We start from the raw sequence: 17,036 nt of genomic DNA, 5'->3' as shown, positions 1-17,036 counted from the left end.
GTCACATTGCCAGCAATGCCCGTTCGATCCGTTCGAACTTGGGCCGCTGCAGCACTTCCTCCTGCACGCAAGCATCCTGCAAAGCCTGCAAGATGGGCAAAGGAGTCGTACAGTGCAAGAGCAACTCGCCCAGCAGCACACCAAAGGCGCGCACCTCTATACCCTGCAGCAAGTGTCCTTGCGGCGAGTCGGGCGCAAACATGGACGCTGCGCCAAAGTCGCCCAGCAGACAGGTGCCACCATGCGCATGCAGGATATTGTGGCCATACAAATCGCCATGCACGATACCGCGCGCATGCAGCTGACACATGGCCGACGCGATGCCATGGGCAATCGCCAGCACTTGTGGCACATCAAAGCGCACGCCATCGGCATACACATCGCGCGTGCATGACGCCAGGCTCGGCGGTCCCGCCAGATTGCCGAAAGCAGCGTCGATGAGCGGCATGACGAGCCCGGATGCACCTTGTGGATGCGCATCAAGCGCTCCAATGATAGGAATCAGGCTAGCATGGGCACCGGCGCTGATACAGGCAGCCATTTCGCTGCGCGGCAAGCCGTCACTGGTCATCGCACCCTTGAACACTTTGACGGCGACATCAGTGTGCTCATCGAGCGTTGCGCGATAAATCACGCCTGAAGCACCCTCGCCCAGCTGCTGCCCTAATGCGAGACGCTGCCACGCCACGCCAGCTGCGCCGGCATCGGCCAGCGCCGCCAGTTCCCGACCTTCAGTCAAGGGATTGCCCGCATACGCGAGCCAGCTCAGGCGTGGCAAAGACAGCAGGCAGTCGGGAAGCGCAGTGTAGCGGTTGGCGGCGATACGCACCAGTTCGAGCTGGCGGCAGTTAGCCAGGGAAGCAGGCAAGCTGGTCAAGCAATTTCCCGCCAACATGAGTTTCTGCAATTCACGGCAATTGCCTAGCTCATCGGGCAACACTTCGATGGCATTGTCGGTCAGTGTCAGCCAACGTAGTCCCGGCGGCAATGCTGCAGCCGGCACCGCGCGTATGCGGTTCGCCTTGAAGCCGATCATGCTCAGTTTCTGGCAGGAACCGAGCACGGCAGGCAAGGTGGTGAACAGATTATCCGAACAAAAAATGATGCGCAACTGGTGCAGGCGCGGCAAATCGTCGGGTAGGGAGGATAGCGCATTGCCGGATAAATCTAGGATTTCAAGGCTATCGGCCAGATCGAAGATCTCACGAGGAAAGTCGGTTAAGCCGCAGGACAGCTTCAAGCGGCGCACGCCGGCCAGTTCACCAGTGCGCAATTGTTCCAGTGTATGCAAAGTAGACAAAATATCCCTTTCAAAAACCCGCCAATATGACATGGCTAAAACCGGCAGACGAAAAAAAACCCCACCATTGCTGGCGGGGTTTCTCTCTAGGTGCAACAGCCGGGAGCTGTTACACCAAATAACAAGCCTGACGATAACCTACTTTCACACTGGTTGCAGCACTATCATCGGCGCAAAGTTGTTTCACGGTCCTGTTCGGGATGGGAAGGGGTGGGACCAACTTGCTATGGTCATCAGGCATAACTTGTACTGGCACTTGTTCTCGATAGAGCAACAAGGCCTGAATCTGGAAGAAGCAAAGATTTTTGGGTAATGAATGGTATCAACAAAATCACAACGTTGTACCGTCTTATCCTCTGTACCTGCTAAGGTTATAGGGACAAGCCGTACGGGCAATTAGTACTGGTTAGCTTAATGCATTACTGCACTTCCACACCCAGCCTATCAACGTCCTGGTCTCGAACGACCCTTCAAAGAGCTCAAGGCTCTGGGAAATCTCATCTCAAGGCAAGTTTCCCGCTTAGATGCTTTCAGCGGTTATCTCTTCCGAACTTAGCTACCCGGCAATGCCACTGGCGTGACAACCGGTACACCAGAGGTTTGTCCACTCCGGTCCTCTCGTACTAGGAGCAGCCCCCTTCAAATTTCCAACGCCCACGGCAGATAGGGACCAAACTGTCTCACGACGTTTTAAACCCAGCTCACGTACCACTTTAAATGGCGAACAGCCATACCCTTGGGACCGGCTACAGCCCCAGGATGTGATGAGCCGACATCGAGGTGCCAAACTCCCCCGTCGATATGAACTCTTGGGAGGAATCAGCCTGTTATCCCCAGAGTACCTTTTATCCGTTGAGCGATGGCCCTTCCATACAGAACCACCGGATCACTATGTCCTACTTTCGTACCTGCTCGACTTGTCAGTCTCGCAGTTAAGCACGCTTATGCCATTGCACTATCAACACGATGTCCGACCGTATCTAGCGTACCTTCGAACTCCTCCGTTACACTTTAGGAGGAGACCGCCCCAGTCAAACTGCCTACCATGCACTGTCCCCGATCCGGATAACGGACCAAGGTTAGAACCTCAAACAAACCAGGGTGGTATTTCAAGGTTGGCTCCACGAGAACTAGCGTCCCCGCTTCAAAGCCTCCCACCTATCCTACACAGATTGGTTCAAAGTCCAATGCAAAGCTACAGTAAAGGTTCATGGGGTCTTTCCGTCTAGCCGCGGGTAGATTGCATCATCACAAACATTTCAACTTCGCTGAGTCTCGGGAGGAGACAGTGTGGCCATCGTTACGCCATTCGTGCAGGTCGGAACTTACCCGACAAGGAATTTCGCTACCTTAGGACCGTTATAGTTACGGCCGCCGTTTACTGGGACTTCAATCAAGAGCTTGCACCCCATCATTTAATCTTCCAGCACCGGGCAGGCGTCACACCCTATACGTCCACTTTCGTGTTTGCAGAGTGCTGTGTTTTTATTAAACAGTCGCAGCCACCAGTTTATTGCAACCCTTTCACCCTCATGGAGTAAACCAATCAAGCTACCGGGGCGTACCTTTTCCCGAAGTTACGGTACCAATTTGCCGAGTTCCTTCTCCCGAGTTCTCTCAAGCGCCTTAGAATACTCATCTCGCCCACCTGTGTCGGTTTGCGGTACGGTCTCGTATGACTGAAGCTTAGAGGCTTTTCTTGGAACCACTTCCGATTGCTTCGTGAACAAGTTCACTCGTCTCAACCCCTTGAATTGCGCACCCGGATTTGCCTAAGTGCCTTCTATGAGCCAAAAACCAACTATTCCAACAGTTGGACAACCTTCCGCGATCCGTCCCCCCATCGCATCATACGACGGTGCAGGAATATTAACCTGCTTCCCATCAGCTACGCATCTCTGCCTCGCCTTAGGGGCCGACTCACCCTGCTCCGATGAACGTTGAACAGGAAACCTTGGGCTTACGGCGTGGAGGCTTTTCACCCCCATTATCGCTACTCATGTCAGCATTCGCACTTCTGATACCTCCAGCATCCTTTACAAGACACCTTCGCAGGCTTACAGAACGCTCTCCTACCATATGTGCGCTCCTTTAAATACACTCGATGTTCGCAAGAGCTTTGGTCTCTACTAACTTGCTTCGCAAGTAAGTATTGCCCAGCTCTGCTCTATCAATGCGCTTAAAGGAGCGCACATATCCGCAGCTTCGGTGACTGGCTTAGCCCCGTTACATCTTCCGCGCAGGACGACTCGATCAGTGAGCTATTACGCTTTCTTTAAATGATGGCTGCTTCTAAGCCAACATCCTGACTGTTTTAGCCTTCCCACTTCGTTTTCCACTTAGCCAATCTTTGGGACCTTAGCTGGCGGTCTGGGTTGTTTCCCTCTTGACGCCGGACGTTAGCACCCGACGTCTGTCTCCCAAGCTCGCACTCATCGGTATTCGGAGTTTGCAATGGTTTGGTAAGTCGCAATGACCCCCTAGCCATAACAGTGCTCTACCCCCGATGGTGATACTTGAGGCACTACCTAAATAGTTTTCGGAGAGAACCAGCTATTTCCAAGTTTGTTTAGCCTTTCACCCCTACCCACAGCTCATCCCCTAATTTTTCAACATTAGTGGGTTCGGACCTCCAGGGCGTGTTACCGCACCTTCATCCTGGCCATGAGTAGATCACTTGGTTTCGGGTCTACACCCAGCGACTGATCGCCCTATTCGGACTCGATTTCTCTACGGCTTCCCTATGCGGTTAACCTTGCCACTGAATGTAAGTCGCTGACCCATTATACAAAAGGTACGCAGTCACGGAACAAGTCCGCTCCTACTGTTTGTATGCACACGGTTTCAGGATCTATTTCACTCCCCTTCCGGGGTTCTTTTCGCCTTTCCCTCACGGTACTGGTTCACTATCGGTCGATTACGAGTATTTAGCCTTGGAGGATGGTCCCCCCATATTCAGACAGGATGTCACGTGTCCCGCCCTACTTGTCGTACGCTTAGTATCACCGGTCCGATTTCACATACGGGGCTATCACCCACTATGGCTCCTATTTCCAGAGGATTCTGTTATCGGTCCGACTATCACGTACAGGCTCTTCCCATTTCGCTCGCCGCTACTTTGGGAATCTCGGTTGATTTCTTTTCCTGCAGCTACTTAGATGTTTCAGTTCGCCGCGTTCGCCTTGCATACCTATGTATTCAGTATGCAATACCCTAAAAGGGTGGGTTGCCCCATTCGGAAATCTGCGGATCAAAGTGTGTTTGCTCACTCCCCGCAGCTTATCGCAAGCTACTACGTCCTTCATCGCCTGTAATCGCCAAGGCATCCACCATGTGCACTTATTCGCTTGTCCCTATAACGTTAGCCTCTGTTCACCGAGGTGACCAAAGAGCGCTACAGGGATAAGAAAGTACAACGTTGTTGCTTGTTTGTTGATACATACAATCATTACCCATCGATTTGCTTTTTACGGCAAACCGATCAATAAATAATCTTTACTTCTTCCAGATTGTTAAAGAACGAAACAGCTTTGATCGCTAAAAGATCAAACCTAAACCACAGTCTTATTGACTGGCTTACGTTTGTACTTTCGAGTAAAACTTGGTGGAGGATGACGGGATCGAACCGACGACCCCCTGCTTGCAAAGCAGGTGCTCTCCCAGCTGAGCTAATCCCCCTGTGGGTATTACATTACTGGTAGGTCTGGCTGGACTAGTGTCCACCTTACCCCCGGGTTTGTATTTACTGGTAGGGCTGGTTGGACTCGAACCAACGACCCCCGCGTTATCAACACGGTGCTCTAACCAGCTGAGCTACAGCCCCAACGCGGTGCTACTACGACTACTGTTTCTTCTTAATTAAACAGCCGATAAGTGTGAACATTTGATGCGTGAATCATTGCTGATTCGTGCAAACTCTAGAAAGGAGGTGATCCAGCCGCACCTTCCGATACGGCTACCTTGTTACGACTTCACCCCAGTCACGAATCCTACCGTGGTAAGCGCCCTCCTTACGGTTAAGCTACCTACTTCTGGTAAAACCCGCTCCCATGGTGTGACGGGCGGTGTGTACAAGACCCGGGAACGTATTCACCGCGACATGCTGATCCGCGATTACTAGCGATTCCAACTTCATGCAGTCGAGTTGCAGACTACAATCCGGACTACGATACACTTTCTGCGATTAGCTCCCCCTCGCGGGTTGGCGGCGCTCTGTATGTACCATTGTATGACGTGTGAAGCCCTACCCATAAGGGCCATGAGGACTTGACGTCATCCCCACCTTCCTCCGGTTTGTCACCGGCAGTCTCATTAGAGTGCCCTTTCGTAGCAACTAATGACAAGGGTTGCGCTCGTTGCGGGACTTAACCCAACATCTCACGACACGAGCTGACGACAGCCATGCAGCACCTGTGTACTGGTTCTCTTTCGAGCACTCCCAAATCTCTCCGGGATTCCAGCCATGTCAAGGGTAGGTAAGGTTTTTCGCGTTGCATCGAATTAATCCACATCATCCACCGCTTGTGCGGGTCCCCGTCAATTCCTTTGAGTTTTAATCTTGCGACCGTACTCCCCAGGCGGTCTACTTCACGCGTTAGCTGCGTTACCAAGTCAATTAAGACCCGACAACTAGTAGACATCGTTTAGGGCGTGGACTACCAGGGTATCTAATCCTGTTTGCTCCCCACGCTTTCGTGCATGAGCGTCAATCTTGACCCAGGGGGCTGCCTTCGCCATCGGTGTTCCTCCACATATCTACGCATTTCACTGCTACACGTGGAATTCTACCCCCCTCTGCCAGATTCTAGCCTTGCAGTCTCCAATGCAATTCCCAGGTTGAGCCCGGGGATTTCACATCAGACTTACAAAACCGCCTGCGCACGCTTTACGCCCAGTAATTCCGATTAACGCTTGCACCCTACGTATTACCGCGGCTGCTGGCACGTAGTTAGCCGGTGCTTATTCTTCAGGTACCGTCATTAGCAAAAGATATTAGCTTTCACCGTTTCTTCCCTGACAAAAGAGCTTTACAACCCGAAGGCCTTCTTCACTCACGCGGCATTGCTGGATCAGGCTTTCGCCCATTGTCCAAAATTCCCCACTGCTGCCTCCCGTAGGAGTCTGGACCGTGTCTCAGTTCCAGTGTGGCTGGTCGTCCTCTCAGACCAGCTACTGATCGATGCCTTGGTAGGCTTTTACCCTACCAACTAGCTAATCAGATATCGGCCGCTCCACGAGCATGAGGTCTTGCGATCCCCCACTTTCATCCTTAGATCGTATGCGGTATTAGCGTAACTTTCGCTACGTTATCCCCCACTCTAGGGTACGTTCCGATATATTACTCACCCGTTCGCCACTCGCCACCAGAGCAAGCTCCGTGCTGCCGTTCGACTTGCATGTGTAAGGCATGCCGCCAGCGTTCAATCTGAGCCAGGATCAAACTCTTCAGTTTAATCTCTGTTACTTTGCCGTTTTACCGGCATGGTCGAACTATTTAACTAGTTCAAACCCCTCGCATTGCGAGGTGTTTGCTCACTCAAAAAACTGACAGGCCACTACTTTCGTAGCGCCTATTTCATTATTTCTTGTGAACATTTGATATTTTAAGTTTTACAGCGATCCGAAGATCGCTGCTGCACTTACATCAAATGCCCACACTTATCGACTGTTAATTGTTAAAGAACGTATTCGGTACTACTTATTTACCACTTTCGCGCTATCGACAAAGCGTTGTGTTTGTCAGCTGCGAAGAAGGCAGAGTATGAAGCATTTTTTTAAATCCGTCAACTCCGTTTTTCAGCGCATTGCGCTTTAAAACTTTTTTACCCTGCTTTACTCTGCATTTACATGCGTCGTTCAGCAAGGGGGCAAATTATAGCCCTGGCCCGCAAACTCTGCAAGCCTTCTTTTTCGCCGCAGCATGTCCTCTCTGCCCAGCAAGCATTGTCTTCACTTCAAGCGCCTTTTTGTGCAGCCTGTCGCAATCGACTGGCATAGTTCGAGGTCTTTAGGCACAGTGGCAACATCAGATTCTGACGCTGCTCAACAAGGACTCGCACTTGCCCCCAGCGCCGCTTAACTCTTGTACTTGAAAGTGCTCTCCATGCTTCCGATTTCCAGCCTGCCTCAATTGTTGAAAACCATCCTCGCCTGGTTGCAACGAGCATTCGACGCAACGACGACTTGGGTAACCCAGCTATCTTGGTGGAAATTTTTCCTGTTCGCCGCCCTGGCCCTGATCGCCGGCTCCATTTTGCAAGACGAACTGTTCTCGTCCAACCCGGATGAGGAAGTCGTCATCAAATCGCATAAGCGCAGCAGCAAAGGCTCGGGTGAGACGAATATCCTGATCGACGATACCGGCATCCATTTCAATCCGCGCAACAGCAAGAACCGGCGTAGCAGCACGGCTGATGCAGCCAGCGATCCGACCGATGCCGCCACTGCGGACGAGCAGGCAAAAGCGGTGCCGCCGGCACCGCCCGAACCGCCCGCCGCCGCCACCAAACCCAGCTATCCGGTGACCACCAATGCTTCAGGGGAAGAGGTCCATATCGAATTGCCGCCACAAATCGGCGAAGAGTTGTCGAATGCCATAGAAGAAGCGGTCGATGATGCTGCGGAACAAAAAGTATCACGCTATCACCAGCAAGCGTCGACTTGGTTCAAGAGCTTTGTGTCTTTGCTGGTGCTGGCCCTGTTCGCCATGAAAGCTCTGGTTGGCGGCAAGAAACGTGCGGAAGCGCAAACCATTACGGCAAATGAGGCGGCCGAACGCGCATCCATGCAGCGCCAGCTCAGCGAAGCAAAAATGCAAATGATGCAAGCGCAAGTCGAACCTCATTTCCTGTTCAACACCCTCGCCTCCGTTGAGCACCTGATCCAGACCGATCCGCCGCGTGCGGCGAAGATGCAACGCAGCCTGATCCAGTATCTGCGCGCCGTACTGCCGCAAATGCGCGACAACGCCCTGATTACCAATCTGGGCCGTGAAGCGGACATGGTGCAAGCGTACCTGAACCTGCTGAAAATGCGCATGGAAGAACGCCTGACCGTCGACTTCCAGATTCCAGACGGCCTGCGCAGCGCCGCCTTTCCTCCCATGATGCTGCAATCGATGGTAGAAAATGCCATCAAGCACGGCCTGGAAGTCAAACCGGAAGGCGGCACCTTGCGCATCCTGGCCGAAGTAGCACACAGCAAGCTGCGCGTGATCGTCACCGATGACGGCCTGGGCTTTGGTGTCGTACCCAGCGATGGCACGGGCCTGGGCTTGCCCACCATCCGCGAGCGCTTAAAACTGCTGCATGGCGACCAGGGCAGCCTGACCATCACACCCAACCAGCCCAGCGGTGTGTGCGCCGTGATCGAAGTACCGTATCAACTATCCAAATAAGCGAGCTCAATAAGATAGTTGATAAAAACGCTAATTCATTGAATAATCAATCTTCGCCTGTTCACACTTGAGACCTATGCCTACCGCTATTATTGCCGACGACGAAAGACTGATGCGCGACCAGCTGCGCCTGCGCCTGGGCCAAGCCTGGCCCGAACTGGAAATCATCGGCGAAGCCAAGAATGGCGACGAAGCAATTGAACTGGTGGCGCAACTCAAGCCCGACTTTGCATTCCTCGATATCCGCATGCCGGGCAAGACAGGCATGGAAGCGGCGCAAGTGATTGGCGGCAAGACCCATATCGTCTTCGTCACCGCCTACGATACCCACGCCGTCGAAGCCTTCGAACGGGGCGCAGTCGATTACGTACTCAAGCCACCCGAGCATGAACGTTTGCTGGTGACGGTCGAGCGCCTGAAAACGCATTTGAACAAGCCAGCGCTCGATGTCAATGGCAGCGTCACGGCCATGCTGTCGCAGCTGGCAGAAAAAATTACGGCCAAGCCCAGCTACCTGCAATGGATACAGGCCAGCATCGGCCAGGACTTGCGCATGATCCCCGTCGATGAGATTTTATTTTTCCGTTCTGACGAGAAATACACCTGCGTGCAGACAGCCAAGTATGAGGCACTGATCCGCAAGCCTGTGCGCGATCTGGCCGAAGAGCTCGATCCTTCGCTATTTTGGCAAATCCACCGTGCCACACTGGTCAACGTCAATGCCATCGAAGGCGTGACGCGCGACATCCGCGGCCGTCACTTGGTACTCATCAAAGGCAAATCCGACAAGCTCGAAGTGAGCCGCAGCTTCTTGCACCTATTCAAGCAAATGTAAGCGAGTCGCCGCCCGGCATGCCGGCGCGGCGCATAGTCCTCTTTCTTCCCCTTTCTGTGCCACATCAAGCCGCGCCGCAGTGGCCGGCTTAGGCTATCTACAGTCCTGTCCGCCATCGCTGTCCGGCCGGCCTTCGTACACGTTCGCAAGGAGAAGCCCATGCCTGATCGAGGCAGTCCACGCCTGCTGCGCATCTTGCCGCTGGGCATGGCGGCAGCGCTTTTACTGTGCTTGCTTCCTGCTTTGAACGCCGGCCGGCAACGGCGGGCGCACGGCCAGGCCATCATTGACAGCGCCAGCGCCAGCGAAGCCATCATCAGCATCGATAGCGAACGAATCATCGTGCATGCGAACGCGGCGGCAGCCAGATTATTTGACGACACGCCGGCCCACATGCGCGGCATGCGCCTAGGCCACTACATCTTGCGCGACTTACGCACTCTTTGCAGCCTGAGCAACCATGATGGCGATGCGCCGTTTGGCGATATCAATCAAGGACTACGCCTGTCGGGCCGGCGCGCCACCGACTACACCCTGACGGGCAGGCGCAGCGATGGGGCCATGTTTGCGCTCGAAGGTTCACTCTCGGCCATGCAGGCAGATGGCGGCAGCGTGTTGACCATCATCGTGCGCGACATCAGCGCGCGACAGCAGATGCACGAGCAACTGGCTCGCTCCTTTTCGCAACTGCGTGAATTGTCGAATGCGCTGCAATCCATCCGCGAAGAAGAGCGCAAGCATATCGCGCGCGAACTGCATGATGACCTAGGGCAATTGCTGGCTACCTTGCGAGGCGACCTGACGCTGGTACGCCAGCACACGGACACGACTTTGTCGCTACAAGCGTTGCTGCACAGCATGGATGGCTTGCTGCTGACGGCCATCACTTCGCTGCGGCGCATCGCCAGCAACCTGCGGCCGCGCGCGCTTGATGAGGGGGGATTGTATTTTGCACTACAAAAACTGCGCCATGACTTCCTGTTGCGCCGCACCATCCATTTTGACTTGCTGGCCGACGAGGCCGACCTGGTGCTCGACGACGCGCGTAGCACGGCCATCTACCGCATCGTGCAAGAGGCGCTGACGAATATCGCGCGTCACGCCGAGGCCAGCCACATCACCATCGCCCTGCACCGCATCAATTCCTCTCTGGCAATCACAATCCAGGATGATGGCCACGGCATTGCTGAACACGACCTGGAAAAAGCCACGGCACTCGGACTGCTAGGCATGCGCGAACGGGTATGGGGCTTGAACGGCAGCATCTATATCGGCACCGATAGCGAACTGGGCGGCACACGCATCGACATCTCGCTGCCCGTGCAGGCGGAAGTGACGCAAACAGCCACGGCATAAGAAAAAAAGGCACCCGCAGGCGCCTTTTTCATTCATCACATCAACTGATGCTTAGAATTTGTGGGTCATGCCCAGCTGATACATCGATTTTTCGCTGAACTGGTCGCGGCCACCGTAGACGTACACAGCGGTACGCTTCGACAGCGGGTAGTCGTAGCCCAGACCATAGGCCTTGGCCGTTTCCTTGCCGCTGACGGTGCGGCTGTCTTGCTTCTGCTTCACATAGCTGACCTTGATTGCGCCGCCGCCGATGTCATAAGCCAGACCCAGCAGGTAGCTCTTGAAATCGCCGGTAGCGGCAACATCGGTATCTGCTTTCGAGTAATCAAAGGTGACTTTGGCAGGGCCAAATTTGTAACCGCCACCGACGATCCACAGTTTCGGCTCGGCTGCTGCGTTAGCAACGGACTGTACTTTCTTCTGGTAGCCGGCGTGTGCGCTCACTGGACCCTGGTCATACGTGGCAACCACGCTGAAGCCCGAATCGGCATCTTTGATTTCGCTGGCAACGTATTGGCCGCTGACGACAAAACCGCTGAACGATGGGCTGTTGTAGGTCACAGCATTGCTCACACGCGACACGCCCACGACCGATGTGGCCGGAATGGCTTGTGCGCCGTTTGGCGACTGGCCGCCGCGCATGACTGGCTCATTGATCTTGCCGATGACGCCGTAAGTGTTGAATGGATCAACGCGTGCCAGGGTGCCGTCGATCAGGTCCTTGGTACGGCCCAGGTAGACGGTACCAAAGTCACCGGTCAGGCCAACCCATGCCTGGCGATCGAACAGGGTGTTGGTGGACGCTTGCGCACCAGTATCACCCTTGAATTCGCCTTCCAGGTTGAAAATGGCCTTCAAGCCGCTACCCAGATCTTCCGTTCCCTTGAAACCAATGCGCGACGCCTGGTTTTCACGTTCCAGCATCGCCGCACCCGTGGTCTTGGCAATACCCAGATCGACCACGCCGTAGACGGTAACGTTCGATTGAGCTTGCGCAGTCGCCGCTGCGAAGGTGCCGATGATCAATGCTGCCAGAGTAATTTTTTTCACTTGAGATTCTCTACATTAAGTTGGACAAGTTGAGCTGCTGCTTAGCTGCTGAACAGAATCATGCCCACGAATTACTTCAACAATATGACATCGACAAGATGTTGCTTTTTATCACAATAGCGTGTGACATAAAAACAACAGCCGAAAAAAAACCGCCCGCAGGCGGTTCAGCTTACCGTTCCAGCCTTATTTCAGACGGCAGCTCAGCAGCCAGTAATATTCCAGGCGCTTCATGCGGATTTCACGGGTCGAATGGGCAAACTTCTTGCGCAGGTGGCTGTCCGATGGGAAATTCTTCAACACTTCATAGCGCTCGCCTGCCGGCGTCGTGTGGAACTGGTGAGTATTGCCTTCCAAGTCAGTGCGCGCGATGACGGTGCTGCTGCCATCGACATAGGAATTGTCGATCAGCACCAGCACGATGTCCTTGCCCAGCTTGCTGCGCAATTGCTTCAGGTATTTGTCCTGGTCTTCGCGCTTGACGTGCGACCACCAGAAGCCGGCGAAGACAGCAGTAAACTTGCCCAACAAGTCATCGGGCAAATTGAATGCGTCGAGCTTGGCGATGGTGACGTTGTCGGGCAAGCCGCGTGCCTGGGCCAGCGCCAGCATTTCATCGTTGATATCGGTGGCCAGCACGGACACGGCCGACTCGGCGACCAATTGCGTCCAGTAGCCGGTGCCGCAGGCCAGTTCCAGCACGGTGTGCCCTTCCAGCACGTCAGCGACCTTGTCGCGCAACACTTCCAGGTCTTCCTGGCGTTCGGGCTTGTCATAGACGCGCTCGTACTGCTGCGCGATGGTGGCGTAATATTTGGCAAGCTGATCGGTAATCATCGTTTATTCTCTTCTTAAATAATCTTGGCCAGGCACATCACCCGGCCGACTTCATGCATTGTTATAGTTCGTAGTGCTCTTTATCACCGCTCATCGCCTGCTCAATGAGCTTGCGGTTCAGGGTTGGCGTCAGCAACTCGATAAAGGTATAAATATAGCTGCGCAAATACGCGCCCTGCTTGACGGCCACGCGCGACACATTCATGCCAAACAGATGGCCGACAGGGATGGCGCGCAAGCCTTTGTCGCGTTCGGCATCGAAGGCCATACCCGCTATGATACCAATGCCCATGCCCAACTCGACATAAGTCTTGATGACATCGGCATCGATGGCTTCCAGCAAGACATCCGGCTTCAGGCCACGCAGCACGAAAGCGTGGTCGATCTTGTTACGTCCGGCAAACGCGCTGTCATAGGTAATGAGGGGAAATGCGGCAATTTCTTCCAGGGTGACGGACTTCGATTTGAGCAGCGGATGGTCGAGCGGCACCACCACCACATGCTCCCATTGATAACATGGCAAGGTGATCAAGCCATCGATGGCGGCGATCGATTCCGTAGCGATGGCCAGGTCGGCCTGGTCGCGCTGCACCATCTCGGCGATCTGGCGCGGGTTACCCTGCAGTAAAGACAATCTGACCTTGGGAAACTTCAGCATGAACGCTTGCACGACCTTGGGCAAGGTGTAGCGCGCCTGCGTATGCGTGGTCGCAATGGTAAAGCTGCCGCTATCTTGCGCCGCGAATTCCTTGCCGATGCGCTTCATGCTGTCGATTTCCTGCATGATCAGCTCGACCGATTCCAGCACCAGGCGACCCGGCTCCGTCAAGCCACGGATGCGCTTGCCGTGACGCGTAAAAATATCGACGCCCAGCTCTTCCTCCAGCTCGATAATGGCTTTCGACACGCCCGGTTGCGACGTAAACAATGCCTTGGCGGCGTCCGTCAGGTTATAGTTCTGACGGACCGCTTCGCGCACGAAGCGCAGTTGATGGAGATTCATTGCTGGTTTACCCTAGATTGCCGTCATTTGCCAAGTTTCCGCACCACCCATGATTTTGCGTTCATGCTTATACGCATATCGCATATAAGCAAATGCGTACTAAGTAGTTTGGGATAAACACGAAGTTTATTACTATTGCGGGTACTTTGGGGGTGCAAGCATGACTTTGTCTTATATAGTCTCAGGATTCGCCGTAGGATTACTCGTAGGAATGACCGGCGTGGGCGGCGGCTCGCTGATGACGCCGCTGTTAACCTTGCTGTTTGGCGTGTCGCCCTCCGTGGCGGTGGGCACCGACCTGGCGTTCGCCTCGATCACCAAGAGCGCCGGCACCCTGACGCACCGCCTGCGTGGCACCGTCCGCTGGGATATCGTCAAGCGCCTGTGCATCGGCGCCCTGCCTGCCGCCGTCGTCTCAACCCTGGCATTGAAGTCATTCGGCACCCTGTCGCCGGAAATCGGCCAGATCATTCGTTACTCGATCGCCGGCTCCGTGCTGCTGACCGTCGTGGCGCTCATCTTCAAGGGGCGAATGCTGGCTTGGATCAATGCACACCCTGAGAAACAATTACAGGGCAAGAAACTTGCCGCCGCGACCAGCATCGCCGGCGCCGTGCTGGGCGTGCTGGTGACGGTCTCGTCGATCGGCGCCGGCGCCATCGGCGCAACCCTGCTGGTGATGCTATACCCACGCATGAGCTCGGCCGAAGTGGCGGGCACCGATATCGCCTACGCCGTGCCCCTGACAGCCATCGCCGCCCTGGGCCACTGGTGGCTCGGCTCCATCGACTGGGAATTGTTGGCCTCACTGCTGGTCGGCTCCCTGCCTGGCATCACGCTCGGTTCCTGGATCGCCCGCTCCGTGCCAGAAAAGTTTTTACGCGTACTGCTGGCGATGACCTTGACCGGCGTGGCAGTGAAGCTAATCTATTAGTGCCCCACCATGTAACAAGAGCAAAATCAAGAACATCATCCCAGGCAGTCTTCCAGTACCCCGGCTTTTTTAGGAATTGATATGTACCATTACGATCAGTACGACCACCTCATCATCAAAGAACGCATCGCCCAGTACCGAGACCAGGTTGTGCGCCGTATTGCCAATGAACTCACGGAAGAGGAATTCATTCCGCTGCGCCTGCAAAACGGCCTGTACATGCAACGCCACGCCTACATGCTGCGTATCGCCGTGCCGTACGGCTTGCTGTCGTCCAAGCAGATGCGCATGTTCGCGCATATCGCGCGCAAGTACGACCGCGGCTATGGCCACTTCACCACGCGCCAGAACATCCAGTTCAACTGGATCGAGCTGGAGCAAACTCCCGATATCCTGACAGAGCTCGCGTCGGTAGAAATGCACGCGATCCAGACTTCCGGCAACTGTATCCGTAATACAACATCTGACCCCTACGCCGGCGTTGCGGCCGATGAAATCATCGATCCACGTCCTTATGCTGAAGTGTTGCGCCAGTGGAGTACTTTCCACCCCGAGTTCATCGCCCTGCCGCGCAAATTCAAGGTCGCCATCAATGGCGCCAAGGAAGACCGCGCGGCCATCGCCGTGCACGATATCGGCTTGACGGCCGTACGCAACGACGCTGGCGAAGTGGGCTTCAAGGTCATGGCCGGTGGCGGCATGGGCCGTACGCCGATTTTGGGCAGCGTGGTGCGCGACTTCCTGCCATGGCAACATTTGCTGACGTATGTCCAGGCCATCATGCGCGTGTATAACTTGCACGGCCGCCGCGACAATAAATACAAGGCGCGCATCAAGATTCTGTTGAAAGCCATCGGCGTGGAAGAATTCACGCGCCAGGTGGAAGCCGAGTGGGTCGACTTGAAGGATGGCGCGGAAACATTGACGGCCGAGGAAATGCAGCGCGTGGCAGACTTTTTCAATCCGCCCGCCTACCTTGCCCTGCCAGAACTCGACTACAAGGCGGAACACGCGGATAACAAGGCCTATATGAACTGGCTGGCGCGCAACGCCAAGCCGCACCAGCGCGCTGGCTACGTGGCCGTGGTGCTGTCGCTAAAGAAAACGGGCGTGCCGCCGGGCGACGCGACGGCAGAGCAGATCGACTTCGTAGCCGACCTGGCCGAGCGCTACAGCTTTGGCGAACTGCGCGTGACGCATGAGCAAAACCTGGTGCTGGCCGACGTGGAGCAATCGAAACTATTCAAACTGTGGCAGGAAGCGAAGGCACACGGGCTGGCCACGCCGAACATCGGCTTGCTGACCGACATGATCTGCTGCCCGGGCGGCGATTTCTGCTCGCTGGCCAACGCCAAGTCGCTGCCGATCGCGGCCGCCATCGCGGAACGCTTCGACAACATCGACTTCCAGCATGACATCGGCGAGATCGAACTCAATATTTCCGGCTGCATCAATGCCTGCGGCCACCATCACGTGGGCAGCATCGGCATCCTCGGCGTCGACAAGGATGGCAGCGAATGGTATCAAGTGTCGATCGGCGGCGCGCAGGGCAACCATGCTGCCATCGGCAAGATCATCGGACCATCGTTCTCTGCGCTGCAAATGCCTGAAGTCATCGGCCGCCTGCTGCACGTCTACGTGCGCGACCGCCATGAAGGCGAGCGCTTCGTCGATACGGCGCAGCGCCTGGGCCTGGCGCCGTTCAAGGAACACGTGTATGCAACGCCGATCACGATCGGCAACCTGGTGGGAGAAGACGAATATGTTTGAAGTACGCGAAGAAATTATCAAGAACGCCGCTGTCGTGCCCAATAGCTGGGGCTTGCTGCGCCTCGATGAGGGCGAGACGCCGGAAACGGTCATCGTGCCTGCCGGCAAGGTCATCGTCCCCCTGTCCGTTTGGCAAGCACAGCGCGAGACCCTGCTGGCGCGCCAGCCAGACATCGGCGTCTGGCTGGCCAGCGACGAGCGCCCGGAAGAACTGGCCGCCGACGTGGCGCAACTGCCCGTCATCGGCGTGGACTTCCCGAAATTCACGGATGGCCGCGGCTATTCCATCGCCTTCAACTTGCGCGCCCGCCTCGGTTTCCAAGGGGAATTGCGCGCCATCGGCGACGTGCTGCGCGACCAGTTGTTCTCCATGCATAGGGTCGGCTTTGACGCGTATGCGACGCGGCCTGACCGCAGCATCCATGACGCGCTGAAAGGTTTGTCTGTCTTTTCGGAAACCTACCAGGCCTCGTGGGATCAAAAATCACCGCTGTTCCGCCGCCACCAGCGCGAAGGCCAGAATCCTGACCGCGACAACGCGGCCGGCATCTGAGG

10 protein-coding genes, 2 tRNA genes and 3 rRNA genes are annotated in these 17,036 nt (G+C 55.3%); 6 read left to right on the top strand and 9 right to left on the bottom strand.

Annotation, left to right across the window (positions count from 1 at the left end):
• Position 1: 1 nt before the first annotated feature.
• From H4V96_RS05495 to H4V96_RS05470, 6 genes are all read right to left on the bottom strand, one after another.
• Complete coding sequence (locus H4V96_RS05495) at positions 2 to 1,291, bottom strand: leucine-rich repeat-containing protein kinase family protein (protein WP_280721176.1); 1,290 nt, start codon at positions 1,289 to 1,291, stop codon at positions 2 to 4.
• 134 nt (positions 1,292 to 1,425) lie between these two features.
• Positions 1,426 to 1,538 (bottom strand): 5S ribosomal RNA (gene rrf, locus H4V96_RS05490).
• Positions 1,539 to 1,675: 137 nt separating this feature from the next.
• A 23S ribosomal RNA gene (locus tag H4V96_RS05485) occupies positions 1,676 to 4,653 on the bottom strand.
• Between the two features lie 249 nt (positions 4,654 to 4,902).
• Positions 4,903 to 4,978 (bottom strand) — tRNA-Ala (locus tag H4V96_RS05480).
• A gap of 68 nt (positions 4,979 to 5,046) precedes the next feature.
• A tRNA-Ile gene (locus tag H4V96_RS05475) sits at positions 5,047 to 5,123 on the bottom strand.
• Between the two features lie 98 nt (positions 5,124 to 5,221).
• Positions 5,222 to 6,752, bottom strand: a 16S ribosomal RNA gene (locus H4V96_RS05470).
• The 16S, 23S and 5S rRNA genes sit together here with 2 tRNA genes alongside, the layout of an rRNA operon.
• A 651-nt stretch (positions 6,753 to 7,403) precedes the next feature.
• Between H4V96_RS05470 and H4V96_RS05465 the strand changes: the two genes are divergently transcribed.
• The 3 genes from H4V96_RS05465 to H4V96_RS05455 all read left to right on the top strand — a co-directional run bounded on the left by H4V96_RS05465 (position 7,404) and on the right by H4V96_RS05455 (position 10,887).
• Positions 7,404 to 8,696 (top strand): histidine kinase, encoded by a 1,293-nt coding sequence (locus H4V96_RS05465; RefSeq protein ID WP_010396009.1) that lies wholly within the window; start codon positions 7,404 to 7,406, stop codon positions 8,694 to 8,696.
• Positions 8,697 to 8,772: 76 nt separating this feature from the next.
• On the top strand, positions 8,773 to 9,531 hold the full coding sequence (locus tag H4V96_RS05460; protein ID WP_196857086.1) for a LytTR family DNA-binding domain-containing protein: 759 nt from the start codon (positions 8,773 to 8,775) through the stop codon (positions 9,529 to 9,531).
• Positions 9,532 to 9,690: 159 nt separating this feature from the next.
• Positions 9,691 to 10,887 (top strand): PAS domain-containing sensor histidine kinase, encoded by a 1,197-nt coding sequence (locus H4V96_RS05455; protein WP_280720746.1) that lies wholly within the window; start codon positions 9,691 to 9,693, stop codon positions 10,885 to 10,887.
• Positions 10,888 to 10,938: 51 nt separating this feature from the next.
• Here the strand turns inward: H4V96_RS05455 and H4V96_RS05450 are convergent, their stop codons facing one another.
• The 3 genes from H4V96_RS05450 to H4V96_RS05440 form a co-directional block, all read right to left on the bottom strand.
• The gene (locus tag H4V96_RS05450; protein ID WP_010396003.1) at positions 10,939 to 11,937 is read right to left on the bottom strand and encodes a porin; all 999 of its coding nucleotides are present in this window, start codon (positions 11,935 to 11,937) and stop codon (positions 10,939 to 10,941) included.
• Positions 11,938 to 12,123: 186 nt separating this feature from the next.
• Positions 12,124 to 12,774 carry a class I SAM-dependent methyltransferase gene (locus tag H4V96_RS05445; protein ID WP_010396001.1) on the bottom strand — a complete coding sequence of 217 codons (651 nt, stop codon included), beginning with the start codon at positions 12,772 to 12,774 and terminating at the stop codon, positions 12,124 to 12,126.
• Between the two features lie 61 nt (positions 12,775 to 12,835).
• Positions 12,836 to 13,777 carry a CysB family HTH-type transcriptional regulator gene (locus tag H4V96_RS05440; protein WP_010395999.1) on the bottom strand — a complete coding sequence of 314 codons (942 nt, stop codon included), beginning with the start codon at positions 13,775 to 13,777 and terminating at the stop codon, positions 12,836 to 12,838.
• 160 nt (positions 13,778 to 13,937) lie between these two features.
• Here H4V96_RS05440 and H4V96_RS05435 point away from each other — a divergent pair, with 160 nt between their 5' ends.
• From H4V96_RS05435 to H4V96_RS05425, 3 genes are all read left to right on the top strand, one after another.
• Positions 13,938 to 14,711 carry a sulfite exporter TauE/SafE family protein gene (locus H4V96_RS05435; RefSeq protein WP_029496239.1) on the top strand — a complete coding sequence of 258 codons (774 nt, stop codon included), beginning with the start codon at positions 13,938 to 13,940 and terminating at the stop codon, positions 14,709 to 14,711.
• Between the two features lie 81 nt (positions 14,712 to 14,792).
• Positions 14,793 to 16,481 (top strand): nitrite/sulfite reductase, encoded by a 1,689-nt coding sequence (locus H4V96_RS05430; RefSeq protein ID WP_010395994.1) that lies wholly within the window; start codon positions 14,793 to 14,795, stop codon positions 16,479 to 16,481.
• On the top strand, positions 16,474 to 17,034 hold the full coding sequence (locus H4V96_RS05425) for a DUF934 domain-containing protein (RefSeq protein WP_010395992.1): 561 nt from the start codon (positions 16,474 to 16,476) through the stop codon (positions 17,032 to 17,034). Before H4V96_RS05430 ends, H4V96_RS05425 begins: the two co-directional genes overlap by 8 nt.
• Positions 17,035 to 17,036: the final 2 nt, after the last annotated feature.

This window comes from Janthinobacterium sp. CG_23.4, assembly GCF_029892305.1.
Taxonomy (GTDB): Bacteria; Pseudomonadota; Gammaproteobacteria; order Burkholderiales; family Burkholderiaceae_D; genus Janthinobacterium; species Janthinobacterium lividum_D.
This window is presented reverse-complemented; position numbering and strand designations above follow the sequence as displayed.

Coding starts and splice junctions, on each gene's coding strand:
- H4V96_RS05425 (WP_010395992.1), top strand. CDS start 16,474: ATGTTTGAAGTACGCGAAGAAATTATCAAGAACGCCGCTGTCGTGCCC.
- H4V96_RS05460 (WP_196857086.1), top strand. CDS start 8,773: ATGCCTACCGCTATTATTGCCGACGACGAAAGACTGATGCGCGACCAG.
- H4V96_RS05465 (WP_010396009.1), top strand. CDS start 7,404: ATGCTTCCGATTTCCAGCCTGCCTCAATTGTTGAAAACCATCCTCGCC.
- H4V96_RS05430 (WP_010395994.1), top strand. CDS start 14,793: ATGTACCATTACGATCAGTACGACCACCTCATCATCAAAGAACGCATC.
- H4V96_RS05440 (WP_010395999.1), bottom strand. CDS start 13,777: ATGAATCTCCATCAACTGCGCTTCGTGCGCGAAGCGGTCCGTCAGAAC.
- H4V96_RS05435 (WP_029496239.1), top strand. CDS start 13,938: ATGACTTTGTCTTATATAGTCTCAGGATTCGCCGTAGGATTACTCGTA.
- H4V96_RS05455 (WP_280720746.1), top strand. CDS start 9,691: ATGCCTGATCGAGGCAGTCCACGCCTGCTGCGCATCTTGCCGCTGGGC.
- H4V96_RS05445 (WP_010396001.1), bottom strand. CDS start 12,774: ATGATTACCGATCAGCTTGCCAAATATTACGCCACCATCGCGCAGCAG.